Genomic DNA, 13829 nt, shown 5'->3' with positions numbered 1-13829 from the left:
TAGATGAAGAAAAGGCTTATGCTGTTTGTTGTATGCCTGCTCCTGCTGACGGGCTGTGGCAGATTACAGGAGACAGAGCCGGAGGAAGATCAGCAGGACGATACGCCGGTGCAGATCGGACTTGTATTTGATTCCTTTGTCATAGAAAGATGGCAGAAAGACAGAGATGTGTTTGTTTCCACAGCGAAGGAATACGGTGCAGAGGTCAATGTGCAGAATGCCAACGGCGATATTGACACGCAGATCTCACAGATCCGTTATCTGATCAAGAAAAAGGTAGATGTGCTTGTTGTAGTCTGCATTGATTCCGACGGACTGGCAGATGTGATCACGGAAGCAAAGGATGCAGGCATCCGGGTGATCGCTTATGACCGTATGATCAAAAACGCGGATGTGGATCTGTATATTTCTTTCGATAACGAAAAGGTAGGAACGCTGATGGGGGAGGCACTGGTACAGGCAGGCCTTCCCAACAAAAAAGTGCTGATGCTTTCCGGACCGACCGCAGATAATAATGTTTCGCAGGTAGAGAAGGGCTTCTGCACTGTGATGGGAGAAAACGGAATTGAAATCGTTGGCAGCATGCATGCGGACGGCTGGAAACCGGAGCTGGCATATGATTATATCAATGAACATCCGGAACTTCTGGATGGACTGGATGCGATCATGTGCGGAAATGACAGCCTGGCAACGAGTGCGGTAAGAGCACTTGCAGAGAAAAGGCTGGCAAGCAAGATCAGGATTGTCGGACAGGATGCAGAGCTGGAAGCGTGCCAGCGTATTGTGGAAGGAACACAGGTTATGACCGTGTATAAGCCGGTGGAGAAGCTTGCACAGGCAGCAGCCGTTTACGCATGTCAGATGGCAGGTGGAGAAGGCATCAGCACGGATCGTACAGAATATGATGGCACCTATGATGTGCCTGCTGTTGTGCTCGAACCAATCGCGGTAAATGCTGACAATATGCAGGATGTCATTATAAACAGTGGTTTTCACCTGGAAGAAGAGGTTTATTTAAACGTGCGCGATTGAGGGCACGTGCACGCAAAAATAAAAAATCAATAGTAAATTATTGCAAAAAGTGCTGGTACACATAACAATTTTGTGCTAGCACTTCTTTTATTATGCGATATGCTATCTTAAAAAATGACAGAATTTCGCAAACTATTGCTATTGAAGATGTGATACATTCTACTTGTAACAAAGAAAACCTAAAAAACGGAATGATTTGTAACACAAAAATATATTTTAATTAAGGGAGGACTTCAATATGAAGAAGAAATTATTAAGTGTTTTACTCAGCACAGCAATGGTAGCTTCTCTGTTAGTTGGTTGCGGAAGCAATGCAGCTTCAGATGACAGCGCAGCAACAGATGCAGCAGCAACAGATACTGCTAATGACAGCGCAGCAACAGACACAAGCGCAAGCTCAGGCGAAGGCGGATTCGTTGGTGTAGCAATGCCAACAAAGGATCTGCAGCGTTGGAATCAGGATGGTTCAAACATGCAGGCAGAGCTGGAAGCAGCCGGTTACAAAGTAGATATCCAGTATGCATCTAACGACACAGCTACACAGGTATCTCAGATCGAGAACATGATTACAGAAGGTGTTGACGTTTTAGTTATCGCTTCTATCGATGGTAGCTCACTTGGTACAGTAATGAGCCAGGCAAAAGAAGCAGGTATTCCTGTTATCGCATATGACCGTCTGATCATGGATTCAGATGCAGTTTCTTACTACGCAACATTTGATAACTACATGGTTGGTACAAAACAGGGCGAGTACATCCGTGACAACTTAGACCTTGACAACGCAGCAGGCCCGTTCAACATTGAAATCTTCACCGGTGACCCAGGTGATAACAATGCTAACTTCTTCTACGGCGGCGCAATGGATGTTCTGAACAAGTACATCGACGAAGGCAAACTGGTAGTTAAATCAGGACAGAAAGAATTCGCAGACGTAGCAACAGCTAACTGGTCTACAGAAACAGCACAGTCCAGAATGGAAAACATTCTTGCTTCTTACTACGCAGACGGCACAAAGCTTGATGCAGTTCTTTGCTCAAACGACTCTACAGCACTTGGTGTTGAGAACGCACTTGCGGCTAACTACACAGGTGATTACCCGATCATCACCGGTCAGGACTGTGATATTGCAAACGTTAAGAATATCGTAGCAGGCAAACAGTCAATGTCTATCTTCAAAGATACACGTACACTTGCAAGCCAGGTTGTAAAGATGGTTGGTCAGATCATCGAAGGAACAGAAGTTGAAGTTAACGATACAGAGTCTTATGACAACGGTACAGGCGTTATCCCTTCATTCCTTTGCGAGCCAGTATTCGTAGATTCTTCTAACTACAAAGAACTGTTAGTAGATTCAGGATACTACACAGAAGCTGATCTTCAGTAATTGTCACATATTTGCGAAGCAAATGTGCGACTAAATAACCTGCGAAGCAGGTTATAGAACACAACAAAATAAATATCAATAACAGGCGGGTTTACCCCGCCTGTTAATCTCAAGATGTAAATAAATGTAATGATTTGATTAGATATTAGGAGGGATACAATTGGCGAAAGTATTATTGGAAATGAAAAATATCACCAAAACATTCCCCGGTGTTAAGGCACTTGATAATGTAAATCTTCAGGTAGAAGAAGGCGAGATCCACGCTCTTGTTGGTGAGAACGGCGCCGGTAAATCTACCCTTATGAATGTTTTAAGTGGTATCTACCCTTACGGTAGCTATGAAGGCGATATTATATATGACGGAGAAGTTTGTAAGTTCTCCAAAATTAAAGATAGTGAAGAAAAGGGAATTGTCATTATCCATCAGGAACTGGCATTGATCCCTTACATGAGCATCGGTGAGAACATGTTCCTCGGTAATGAAAGAGGAAAGAAATTCTCGATCAACTGGAATGATACATACGGCGAAGCTGAAAAGTACATGAGAACGGTAGGCCTGAAGGAATCTTCCAGAACATTGATCAAGGATATCGGTACCGGTAAACAGCAGCTTGTAGAAATTGCAAAAGCACTTGCAAAACATGCAAAGCTCCTGATTCTGGATGAGCCGACTGCCTCTTTGAATGAGGATGATTCACAGGCACTTCTGGATTTACTCCTGAAGTTCAAAAAAGAAGGCATGACTTCAATCATCATCTCTCATAAGCTGAATGAGATCTCTTATGTAGCAGATAAGATCACAGTCATTCGAGACGGATCTACGATTGAAACATTGGATAAAGAAAAAGACGATATTTCCGAAGCACGTATCATCAAAGGCATGGTTGGCCGTGAGCTGACAGACCGTTTCCCGAAACGTGAAAATAAGAAATTCGGAGAGATCAATCTGGAGACAAAAGACTGGACCGTTTACCATCCGCTTTACACAGAGCGTAAGGTCGTTGATAATGTCAGCATCAATGTCCGCAAGGGCGAGGTTGTTGGTATTGCAGGCCTGATGGGCGCAGGACGTACAGAGCTTGCCATGAGTCTGTTCGGTAAGAGCTATGGTACAAAGATCTCCGGAACCTTAAAGCTGAATGGCGAAGAAGTACATCTGAAAAATGTAAGAGATGCCATTCATCACAAGCTGGCATATGTAACGGAAGATCGAAAAGGAAACGGACTGATCCTTTCCAATCCGATCAAGATCAATACGACGCTTGCAAATCTGGATGCGATCAGCAAACACGGCGTGATCGACCAGGATGAGGAATATGCAATTGCAGTAGATTACAAAGAAAAGTTACATACAAAATGTCCGACTGTAGAACAGAATGTCGGTAACCTTTCCGGTGGTAACCAGCAGAAAGTATTACTGGCAAAATGGATGTTCGCAGATCCGGATGTACTGATCCTCGACGAGCCGACAAGAGGTATCGACGTTGGAGCAAAATATGAGATTTACTGTATTATCAATCAGTTGGTGGCAGAAGGAAAATCTGTTATCATGATTTCTTCAGAGCTTCCTGAAGTACTTGGCATGTGCGACAGAATCTATATCATGAACGAAGGAAGAATTGTTGGAGAACTGCAGGGCGAGGAAGCATCGCAGGAAATCATTATGTCACATATTTTAAAATCTACAAATAAAGGAGCGTAAACAATGGATAAAGCAAAATTGATGAATGGTGTCAAAAAATATACAATGATTATTGTTTTAGTATTAGTTACGTTGTTCTTTACGTGGCAGACAGGTGGTAAAATTCTTCTTCCACAGAACGTAAGTAACTTAATTTCTCAGAACGCATACGTATTCGTTCTGGCAACTGGTATGTTATTATGTATCTTAACCGGTGGTAACATCGACCTTTCCGTTGGTTCGGTTGTCTGCTTCGCAGGTGCTGTCGGTGCAACATTAATGGAAAGCAAGGGTATGAACCCTGTAGCTGCTTCTATCATGATGCTTCTGATCGGTCTTCTGATCGGTGCATGGCAGGCTTTCTGGATCGCATATGTACATGTACCTCCTTTCATTACAACACTGTCCGGTATGTTAGTATTCCGTGGACTTTCAAACGTTGTACTGAACGGTTTAACAGTTTCCCTGACAAATGCAGGATTCGTTAAAGTATTCGGTGGTGGTGCTGAATGTTACATCCCTGATTTCTTCGGTGGAAACGGATTTAACATCACATGTATGTTGGTTGGTGTGATCGCATGTGTGATCTACGTTCTGGTTCAGATCAAGAACCGTATGAACCGTGCAAAGAAGGGCTACGAAATGGAAGCTCTGAGTGCAATGGTAGTCAGAACAGTGATCATCTGTGCAGTTATCTTAGTATTCATGTTCCGTCTGGCTCAGTACAAAGGTATTCCTACAGCACTCTGCTGGGTTGCCGGTGTCGTTCTGATCTACGGATACATCACAAGCAAAACAACAACAGGTCGTTACTTCTACGCAGTAGGTGGTAACGAAAAAGCAACAAAGCTTTCCGGTATCAATACAAACAAGGTTTACTTCATCGCTTATACAAACATGGGCTTCTTAGCAGCTCTTGCAGGTATGCTGACAATCGCACGTATGACAAGTGCACAGCCTACATACGGTCAGAACTATGAAATGGATGCTATCGGTGCCTGCTTCGTAGGTGGTGCTTCTGCTTACGGCGGTGTTGGTACAGTTCCGGGTGTTATCGTTGGTGCGGTTCTGATGGGTGTTATCAACCTTGGTATGTCAATCATGGGTGTTGATGCCAACTACCAGAAAGTTGTAAAAGGTCTTGTACTTCTTGCAGCAGTTATCTTCGATGTAGTAACAAAGAAACAGGATAAATAAGAGTTATAAGGCAGAATGATAGCAATATCATCCTAATATCTAATGAAAGCTCCCGGGCATCGCCCGGGAGCTTTCGCGTGATACAAGATATACACATAGAGTTTTGCTCTGCAAAACTCTGGCGCCGAGCGCGGTCGCTTGCGACATATTCCGCTTCGCGCGAGTGCGCATCCCACGGAGTGGCTCTTTATATATCAGGGAAAATTCCCCTGATATATAAAGAGCAGGCTCCCCAAAGGGGAGCCTGCAAGGTGAAAGAATAACACTGCAGAAGTACTGTATCTTCTGCTTGTGATACAGGCTTTTGCAATCTATAGGTATCATAGCATTGTTTGCTGTAAAAGCATAGAGTGATAGTGCCTACACTTTTATTGCGTTTTTATCGAAAATAAACAAAAAATTGCCAAACGGACGTATTCGACGTATAATAAACTGACATTACCATTTAGAAAGGAAGGGCAAATTTGTGATTTTTAATTCAGTCAGCTATCTGCTGTTTTTTCCTATAGTGACGATCCTGTATTTTGCTTTTCCGAAAAAGCTGCGCAATGCATGGCTTCTGATCGCGAGCTATTTCTTCTATATGAACTGGAATGCAGCCTATGGTCTGCTGCTTTTGGGTTCTACCGTGATCACTTACCTGTGCAGTCTTCTGGTGGAATGGGCAAAGGTCAGACGGCAGTCCGTAAAACTGGCAAAGATGGCGATGGTAGCCAGCTTTCTACTGAATCTGGGACTGTTGTTCTACTTTAAATATCTGAATTTTGCAATTGTGAATCTGAACAGGCTCAGCAGTCTTTTTCATGGCAGACAGCTTTCTGCCTTTGATATCCTGCTTCCTGTCGGTATTTCTTTTTATATTTTTCAGGCATTGGGTTATACGATGGATGTATACCGGGGCAAGATCAAAGCCTGTCGGAACTTTTTCCGTTATGCCCTGTTTGTTTCGTTCTTCCCGCAGCTTGTAGCAGGTCCGATCGAGCGTTCGGACAATCTGCTGCCACAGTTTGAGGAGGAACATACCTTTGACACAGACCGGATCCGGGAAGGGCTTTTATGGATGCTCTGGGGGCTCTTTTTGAAAATTGTGATCGCGGACAACCTGTCCGTATATATTACGGAAATTTATGACAATTATCTGGCATATACCGGTGCGGAGATCGTTTTCGCAACTGTTTTGTTTGCGTTTCAGATCTATTGCGATTTCGGCGGTTATTCTTATATTGCGATCGGAAGTGCGAAGGTGCTGGGCTTTCGGCTGATGGATAATTTCAAGGCGCCTTATCTGGCAGTCAGTGTACATGATTTCTGGAGACGCTGGCACATTTCCCTGACAAGCTGGTTTACGGATTATCTGTATATCCCGCTTGGCGGTAACAGAAAAGGAAAGCTGCGCAAATATCTGAATGTCATGATCGTTTTTCTGGTCAGCGGTCTGTGGCATGGTGCTGACTGGACATATGTGATCTGGGGCGGTATCAACGGACTTTATATGGTGATCGAGGAAATGACCGGTTATCGGAAAAAGGCAGAGCAGCTTGCAAAACAAAGCCCGTCTTACAGGATCTTTGCGGGCATTCTGACATTTGCCCTTGTGGATCTTTCCTGGCTGTTTTTCAGAGCTTCTTCCTTGGGCGATGCTGTTGGTATGCTCAGGCAGATCAAGGCGGTTCCGGGCTTCCACAGGTTGTTCGGGGCTGTTTTTGCGGGAATGGAGCCATCACTTTTATTGGCGGTCACGCTTGCGCTGCTTTTACTGTGGCAGGTTGACAGACTGCTTTATCAGGGGAAAAATGCAGCAGTGCTTGTCCTTTCACAGGGCTGGTTTGCACGGTATCTGGTGTATGTAGGACTTTTGCTGTTTATCCTGCTGTTTGGCGTATACGGCTATGAATATGCCCAGACGGCATTTATCTATTTCCAGTTCTGACAGATCCAAAGCCGGACAGTCGGAAAATAAAGATATTGAAAAGATTATTTGCAGTAAGATATAGAAGGAATATGTGCATGAAGAAAAAAGTACTTTTCTTTTGTAAATTATTTATATTGACATTACTTCTCTTTGCATTCTGCTTTGGGATTGTTATGCCGCAGTATATGGGCAGTTATCAGGCGTCCATGGTAGATAAGGCTTCACGCCTGCAGTCGATAGAAGGCCCGAAGATCGTTCTGATCGGCAATTCCAATCTGGCGTTTGGTATGGACAGTCAGATGTTGGAGGAAGCATTTTCCATGCCTGTTGTAAATATGGGACTGCACGGCGGTGTCGGAAATGTATTTAACGAACAGGCGGCACGGCTGAATGTGACGCCCGGCGATATCTACGTGGTGTGCCACAGCAACTATGACGATGCGGATGCGATCAAGAATCCGGTGCTTGCATGGATCACGATTGAGAATCATTTTGAGCTGTATAAGCTGATCCGCCCAAAGGACTGGTGGGACATGATTCGGGCGTATCCGACCTATCTGCGCAAATGTCTTGGGCAGTGGCGCAATGAATCAGGCAATCAGGAAACAAATGACTGCTACCGCAGAAGTGCCTTTAATGCATACGGGGATGTATATTATCCCCGCCCGCAGTCGGAGGAAGGCATTGATTTTTCGATGGTGGCGATCCATCATATTAATGAGACGGCAGCAAAACGCCTGAATACATTATATGAAGATCTGCAAAAGCAGGGAGCAGATATGGTTGTGGCAGGTTATCCGATTGCAGATTATGAAGGAACACCTGACAGGGCAGCATATGATGAGATGGGGCAGGAGATTGCGGATGCATTGGAGGCACCGGTGATCTCGGACTTTAATGATTACAGATATCCGACTTCTTATTTTTACAACACCTATATGCATCTGACGGATGAGGGCGCAAAAGCAAGAACGCAGCAGCTCATCAAGGATCTGCGTGCTTATATGGACGGCGAAGTAAAATACGAAAACAAATAGAAAACAGATAAATATCCGTATCGTTATATAAAGGAGGAACAGTATGATCTCACAAAAGTACAAAGATATGTTAGGACAGAAATCGGTCATCCGTGAAATGAGTGCGGCCGGTCATAAAATGGGCGAGGAGATCGGATTTGACAATGTATTCGATTACAGCCTCGGCAATCCGAGCGTGCCTGCTCCGAAAAAGGTGGAGGATGTGATCAAAAAGCTGCTGGAGGAAACAGAGCCGCTTTCCCTGCATGGCTACAGCGAAGGCCACGGTATTTTGCAGGTGCGCAAAAAGATTGCAGCGTATCTGGCAAAGACATATGATATCCCATATACCTATGAAGATGTTTTTATGGCAAGTGGTGCTGCAGGTGCTCTGGCACATGCCTTCCGTGCAGTTGTATGCCCGGGCGAGGAGATCATTACCTTTGCTCCGTTTTTCCCGGAATACAGACCGTATATTGAAACAACAGGTGCGGTTCTGAAGGTAGTACCGGCAAATACGGAAACCTTCCAGATCAACTTTGAGGCATTTGAGCAGATGATCACCGAAAAAACAGCGGCAGTTCTGATCAATACCCCAAATAATCCGTCCGGAATCGTATATTCTACAGAAACGATCCGGAAGCTGGCAGAGGTGCTTTCCAAAGCACAGGAAACATACGGACACGATATTTATATCATTTCCGATGAACCATATCGTGAAATTGTATTTTCAGGCGTGGATGCCCCTTGTGTATCGCAGTTTTACGACAATACGATCATGTGCTATTCTTACAGCAAATCGCTTTCTCTGCCGGGCGAGCGTATCGGTTATGTGGCAGTCAATCCTGCCTGCAAGGACGCAGCACTGATCGTACATATGTGTACACAGATCTCCAGAGGGATCGGACATAACTGTCCTGCTTCCCTGCTGCAGCTTACGGTTGCAGAACTTCTGGGAGAAACTTCAGATCTGTCGGTTTATGAGGAAAATGCCAATATCTTATATGAAGCACTGACCAAGATGGGATTCTCCTGTGTCAGACCGGGCGGTACTTTTTATATGTTCCCGAAGTCCCCGGAAGAAGATGCAAAGGCATTCTGCCAGAAAGCACTTGCTTACAATCTGGTGCTTGTACCGGGCGACAGCTTTGGCTGTCCGGGCTTTTTCCGTATTTCCTACTGCGTACCGACAGAAAAGGTGAAAAGGTCACTTGCGGCATTTGAAAAGCTGGCAAAGGAATATGGATTGTGCTAAAATTTAGAGACTGTTTAGAAAAAGGATAACAACAGGTTACTGTCATGTTTTATGATAGAACACATAATATAGAAGGAAGTGATAACATGTATCAGGCTGGTCTGGTTTTAGAAGGCGGTGGTATGAAAGGCGTTTATACAGCCGGCGTCCTGGATTTCTTTTTGGACAAAAAGATCACATTTGCAAATTGTTACGGTGTTTCCATGGGAGCCTGTACGCTCTGCAGCTATATTTCCGCACAGCGGGGCAGAGGACTCAGCGTTGCGGTCGATTATCTGAAGGATCCGCATTACTGCGGCTTTTACAGCATGGCGACAACAGGAGATATTTTTAATGCGAAAATGTGTTATGATACGATACCGAATGAGCTGAATCCATATGATTATGAGGCAGCGATGAAATATCCGGGAAATGCATATGCAGTTATGACGGATGTGGAAACGGGAGCTCCGGTCTATTATAAGATGCAGGATATGCACAAGGATATCATTGCGGTGCAGGCGTCTGCTTCTATGCCTCTGGTTTCCCGGTTTGTGGAGATCGATGGCAGAAAATATCTGGACGGCGGAATTGCAGACTGCATTCCGATCATGCATTCTTTAAAGGAAGGAAACCGGAAGAATGTCGTTGTCATGACAAAAGAGGTCGGTTATCGCAGAGAGCCGTTTTCCATGCTGGGCATGGTAAAGGTACGGTATCATAAATATCCGTATCTGATCCACGATATGGCGATCCGCCATACGCGGTACAACCGGACGCTCGATTTTCTGGAGAAGGAAGAAAAGAGAGGCAATGTATTTATCATCAGACCACAGCAGAAGTCGGCTGTCGGCAGAGTGGAAAAAGATAAAGAAAAACTGGTCGCATTATATGAGGAGGGCTATCGTGATGCGGAAGCCTCCTACGATGCAATGCGGGCATATTTAGAAAAGGAGACACCATGATAGAAATTATTAAAGCGATATTTTTCGGTATTGTAGAGGGTATTACGGAATGGCTGCCAATCAGCAGTACCGGCCACATGATCATTCTGGATGAATTTATCAAGCTGAATGTCAGAGAAGAATTCTGGAACCTGTTTCTGGTCGTGATCCAGCTGGGGGCAATCCTTGCAGTTGTCCTTTTGTTCTGGAACCAGATCTTCCCATTGAACCTGAAGGATAAAAAAGAGCCGGTCTGGAAAAAGGATATCCTGCTTTTGTGGGTTAAGATCCTTGTTGCCTGTGTTCCGGCGGGAATTGTCGGTGTTTTATTTGATGATGTGTTTGACAAATATTTATATAATTTTCCGTGCGTTGCAATGGCACTGATTGTATTTGGTATCTTATTTATTATTGTAGAAAAGAAGAAAAAGGGAACAACTTTCCGGATCACCTCGATTGATCAGCTGGATTATAAAACAGTAATGTGGATCGGGGTATTCCAGCTGATCGCGGCTGTCTTCCCGGGCACATCCAGATCCGGTGCAACGATCATCGGCGCATTGCTCCTTGGGGTATCCAGAGTTGTGGCAGCAGAATTTACCTTTTATCTGGCGATTCCGGTCATGTTTGGTGCCAGCCTGCTGAAACTGGTCAAATTCCTGATGATGGGACTCAGTTTCACATCCATGGAACTTGCAATCCTTGCGGTTGGCTGTATTGTATCGTTTGTTGTGTCTATAATTGTAATAAAATTCCTGATGGGATATATCAAAAAGCATGATTTTATCCCATTTGGTATCTACAGAATTGTTTTAGGTGCGGTATTATTGATATATTTTGCGCTTGTTCACTGATTTTTTTGTTCAAAATGGAGAAAAAGCCGTATTTAAGCGGCTTTTCGGGCGAAAAGTTTGACACGAATTGGAAATTGCGTTATAGTATCCACAGAAAAACAAACACAAAACTAATCTTTCAGTCAATATAACATGAAATAGTGTGAAGGGAGACAATGATTATGGCAGACGTTAAGAAAGCTGCAGCAGCAGCAAAACCAGTAGCAAAGGCAGTCGCAGCTACAAAACCTGTAGCAGCAAAGGTTGAAGAGAAAAAGGTTGAAGCTAAGAAAGTAGTAGAAGAAAAGAAAGCAGCACCTGCTAAAAAGGCAGCAGCTCCTAAAAAGGAAACAGCTAAGAAAGCAGCACCTGTAAAGAAAGAAGCTACTGTAAAGGCAGCAACAAAGGTCAGTGTAAATCTTCAGTTCGCCGGTAAGGAATACAAAGCAGAAGATTTCGAAAAGATGGCAAAAGATGTTTGGCAGTATGACCTTGGTAAGAAGGCGGCTGACTTAAAGAGCGTTGATTTATATGTAAAACCGGAAGAAAACAAGGTTTACTATGTAATGAACGGTGATGTAACAGGCGATTTCGATATCTAAGTCGAAGGTTTTAAGCAGTTGTTACATATTATAAGGAAAGACTTCGGAAGAGTTCCACTTTGGTGGAGCTCTTTCTTTTTATTGTATAGAAAATGATACAAAAAATATTTTCAAATAATCGTTGACAACACACAAAAGGAGTGCTATGTTATGGATAGAAAAGATGTTAGCACTCGAAAGAGCTGAGTGCTAACAAAAAGAAAAAGGTCTGAAAAGGAAGTGATATGGTGGAGATCGATGATAGAAAATTTAAAATTCTACAGGCCGTTGTCAGGAACTATTTAGAGACGGGCGAACCGGTCGGAAGCCGTACGATTTCCAAATATACAGATCTGAATTTAAGCTCCGCGACCATTCGGAATGAAATGGCGGATCTGGAAGAGCTTGGTTATATCCTGCAGCCTCATACTTCTGCAGGGCGGATTCCTTCTGATAAGGGCTATCGTTTATATGTTGACCACATGATGGCCGAGAAGGAGCAGGAAGTCAATGAAATGAAAGAACTGCTTCTGGAAAAGGAAGAAAAGCTGGATTCTCTTTTAAAGCAGACAGCCAAGGTACTTGCCAATGATACCAACTATGCGGCAATGGTTTCAGCGCCGGTTTGTCAGGGCAGCAAGGTGAAGTTCATCCAGCTCTCCAGAGTAGAGGAACATCAGCTCATTGCAGTGATCGTGGTGGAAGGTAATCTGATCAAAAATAAAATGCTTACGACAGAGGAAGCACTGGATGATGAGACGATCTTAAAGCTCAACATCCTGCTGAATACTTCGCTGAACGGTCTTTCCATTAATGAGATCAGCCTTGCGATGATCACAGGGCTGAAAAAGCAGGCGGGCGAGCATGAAGCGCTTGTCGGAGATGTGATCGACGCGGTAGCGGAAGCGATCAAGGAGGACAAAGACCTTGAGATCTATACATCGGGAGCCAAAAATATTTTCAAATACCCTGAACTGACGGATAATGAAAAAGCAAGCGAGATCATCAGTACATTTGAAGAAAAGAATCTGCTGAATTCACTGGTGGAAGAAACGCTTACCAATCCGGAAAACAACGGTATTCAGGTGTATATCGGTGATGAATCACCTGTTTCGACCATGCGTGACTGCAGTGTTGTAACAGCAACCTATGATCTGGGAGAAGGCATGCGGGGTACGATCGGTATTATCGGACCGAAGCGGATGGATTATGAAAAGGTAGTGGATACCATGAAAGGGCTGATGAATCAGCTTGATAATCTGTATGATAAAAAGAAGATCGGTACAAAGGATGATAAATAACATCTTTTCTAATTGAAATAATAAAGAAAAACGGAAAGGGATGATAACATGGCTGAGGATAAAGAAAAAGTAATACAGGATGCGATCAAAGAGGCGCAGAAAGCAGCGGAAAAGGAAGAAAAGGAAGCCGCAAAAGAAGCTGAAAAGGAAGCTGCTGAGGAATCTGACAAAAAGGAAACAAAAGCTTCCGAAAAGGAAGAAAAAAAGAAGGACAAAAACGACAGGAAAAAAGATAAAACAAAAGAAAAAATTGACGAACTGGAGGATAAAGTAAAACGCCAGCTTGCAGAATTTGAAAATTTCCGAAACCGGAGTGAAAAGGAAAAGACCCAGATGTTTGATATGGGCGCTAAGAATGTGCTGGAAAAGATACTTCCGGTTGTTGACAACTTTGAAAGAGGTCTTGCTACTCCGATTGTGGATGAAGCAGACCAGCCGTTTGCAGACGGTATGCAGATGATCTACAAGCAGCTGATGAAACAGCTTGAAGATCTGGGTGTTAAGCCTATCGAAGCGATCGGTAAGGAGTTTGATCCGAATTTCCATAATGCAGTGATGCAGGTGGAGAGTGAAGAATATGAAACAGGTTTTGTGGCACAGGAGCTGCAGAAAGGCTATCTGTATAAGGATACGGTAATCCGTCACAGTATGGTAGCGGTTGTTTCTTAGCGGGAAATGGTTATGGTGTAGGGATCTGAAACAGAGATCTTTATA

Annotated in this window: 12 protein-coding genes; all 12 read left to right on the top strand. The window is 43.9% G+C overall.

Annotated features, from left to right (window positions below; genetic code table 11):
* The first annotated feature begins 3 nt into the window (after positions 1-3).
* The gene (locus KQI22_RS08205) at positions 4-1032 is read left to right on the top strand and encodes a substrate-binding domain-containing protein (RefSeq protein ID WP_216551598.1); all 1029 of its coding nucleotides are present in this window, start codon (positions 4-6) and stop codon (positions 1030-1032) included.
* Between the two features lie 238 nt (positions 1033-1270).
* Entirely contained in the window at positions 1271-2416 is a 1146-nt protein-coding gene (gene chvE / locus KQI22_RS08200; RefSeq protein WP_216551597.1) for a multiple monosaccharide ABC transporter substrate-binding protein, read from the top strand.
* Positions 2417-2576: 160 nt separating this feature from the next.
* Positions 2577-4118, top strand: a complete 1542-nt coding sequence (mmsA, locus tag KQI22_RS08195; RefSeq protein ID WP_216551596.1) for a multiple monosaccharide ABC transporter ATP-binding protein — start codon at positions 2577-2579, stop codon at positions 4116-4118.
* Between the two features lie 3 nt (positions 4119-4121).
* The gene (gene mmsB / locus KQI22_RS08190; RefSeq protein WP_216551595.1) at positions 4122-5294 is read left to right on the top strand and encodes a multiple monosaccharide ABC transporter permease; all 1173 of its coding nucleotides are present in this window, start codon (positions 4122-4124) and stop codon (positions 5292-5294) included.
* A gap of 466 nt (positions 5295-5760) precedes the next feature.
* Positions 5761-7224 carry an MBOAT family O-acyltransferase gene (locus KQI22_RS08185; RefSeq protein WP_216551594.1) on the top strand — a complete coding sequence of 488 codons (1464 nt, stop codon included), beginning with the start codon at positions 5761-5763 and terminating at the stop codon, positions 7222-7224.
* Between the two features lie 77 nt (positions 7225-7301).
* Complete coding sequence (locus KQI22_RS08180) at positions 7302-8243, top strand: hypothetical protein (protein ID WP_216551593.1); 942 nt, start codon at positions 7302-7304, stop codon at positions 8241-8243.
* Positions 8244-8286: 43 nt separating this feature from the next.
* Entirely contained in the window at positions 8287-9477 is a 1191-nt protein-coding gene (locus KQI22_RS08175) for a pyridoxal phosphate-dependent aminotransferase (RefSeq protein WP_216551592.1), read from the top strand.
* A 44-nt stretch (positions 9478-9521) separates the two neighbouring features.
* Positions 9522-10421: a patatin-like phospholipase family protein gene (locus tag KQI22_RS08170; protein WP_253293566.1), complete on the top strand. Its 900-nt coding sequence runs from the start codon at positions 9522-9524 to the stop codon at positions 10419-10421.
* Positions 10418-11254 (top strand): undecaprenyl-diphosphate phosphatase, encoded by an 837-nt coding sequence (locus KQI22_RS08165; protein WP_216551591.1) that lies wholly within the window; start codon positions 10418-10420, stop codon positions 11252-11254. Before KQI22_RS08170 ends, KQI22_RS08165 begins: the two co-directional genes overlap by 4 nt.
* 161 nt (positions 11255-11415) lie before the next feature.
* On the top strand, positions 11416-11835 hold the full coding sequence (locus KQI22_RS08160) for a DUF6465 family protein (RefSeq protein WP_253293565.1): 420 nt from the start codon (positions 11416-11418) through the stop codon (positions 11833-11835).
* Positions 11836-12059: 224 nt separating this feature from the next.
* Entirely contained in the window at positions 12060-13115 is a 1056-nt protein-coding gene (gene hrcA / locus KQI22_RS08155; protein WP_022005190.1) for a heat-inducible transcriptional repressor HrcA, read from the top strand.
* Positions 13116-13163: 48 nt separating this feature from the next.
* The gene (grpE, locus tag KQI22_RS08150; protein ID WP_022005191.1) at positions 13164-13784 is read left to right on the top strand and encodes a nucleotide exchange factor GrpE; all 621 of its coding nucleotides are present in this window, start codon (positions 13164-13166) and stop codon (positions 13782-13784) included.
* Positions 13785-13829 lie beyond the last annotated feature (45 nt).

This window comes from Kineothrix sp. MSJ-39 (assembly GCF_018917935.1).
Lineage (GTDB): Bacteria > Bacillota > Clostridia > Lachnospirales > Lachnospiraceae > CAG-194.
This window is presented reverse-complemented; position numbering and strand designations above follow the sequence as displayed.

Excerpts from the sequence above, each read along its gene's own strand:
- mmsB (WP_216551595.1), top strand. The coding sequence starts at position 4,122 with ATGGATAAAGCAAAATTGATGAATGGTGTCAAAAAATATACAATGATT.
- chvE (WP_216551597.1), top strand. The coding sequence starts at position 1,271 with ATGAAGAAGAAATTATTAAGTGTTTTACTCAGCACAGCAATGGTAGCT.
- KQI22_RS08180 (WP_216551593.1), top strand. The coding sequence starts at position 7,302 with ATGAAGAAAAAAGTACTTTTCTTTTGTAAATTATTTATATTGACATTA.
- KQI22_RS08175 (WP_216551592.1), top strand. The coding sequence starts at position 8,287 with ATGATCTCACAAAAGTACAAAGATATGTTAGGACAGAAATCGGTCATC.
- KQI22_RS08160 (WP_253293565.1), top strand. The coding sequence starts at position 11,416 with ATGGCAGACGTTAAGAAAGCTGCAGCAGCAGCAAAACCAGTAGCAAAG.
- KQI22_RS08170 (WP_253293566.1), top strand. The coding sequence starts at position 9,522 with ATGTTTTATGATAGAACACATAATATAGAAGGAAGTGATAACATGTAT.
- hrcA (WP_022005190.1), top strand. The coding sequence starts at position 12,060 with ATGGTGGAGATCGATGATAGAAAATTTAAAATTCTACAGGCCGTTGTC.
- grpE (WP_022005191.1), top strand. The coding sequence starts at position 13,164 with ATGGCTGAGGATAAAGAAAAAGTAATACAGGATGCGATCAAAGAGGCG.
- KQI22_RS08205 (WP_216551598.1), top strand. The coding sequence starts at position 4 with ATGAAGAAAAGGCTTATGCTGTTTGTTGTATGCCTGCTCCTGCTGACG.
- KQI22_RS08165 (WP_216551591.1), top strand. The coding sequence starts at position 10,418 with ATGATAGAAATTATTAAAGCGATATTTTTCGGTATTGTAGAGGGTATT.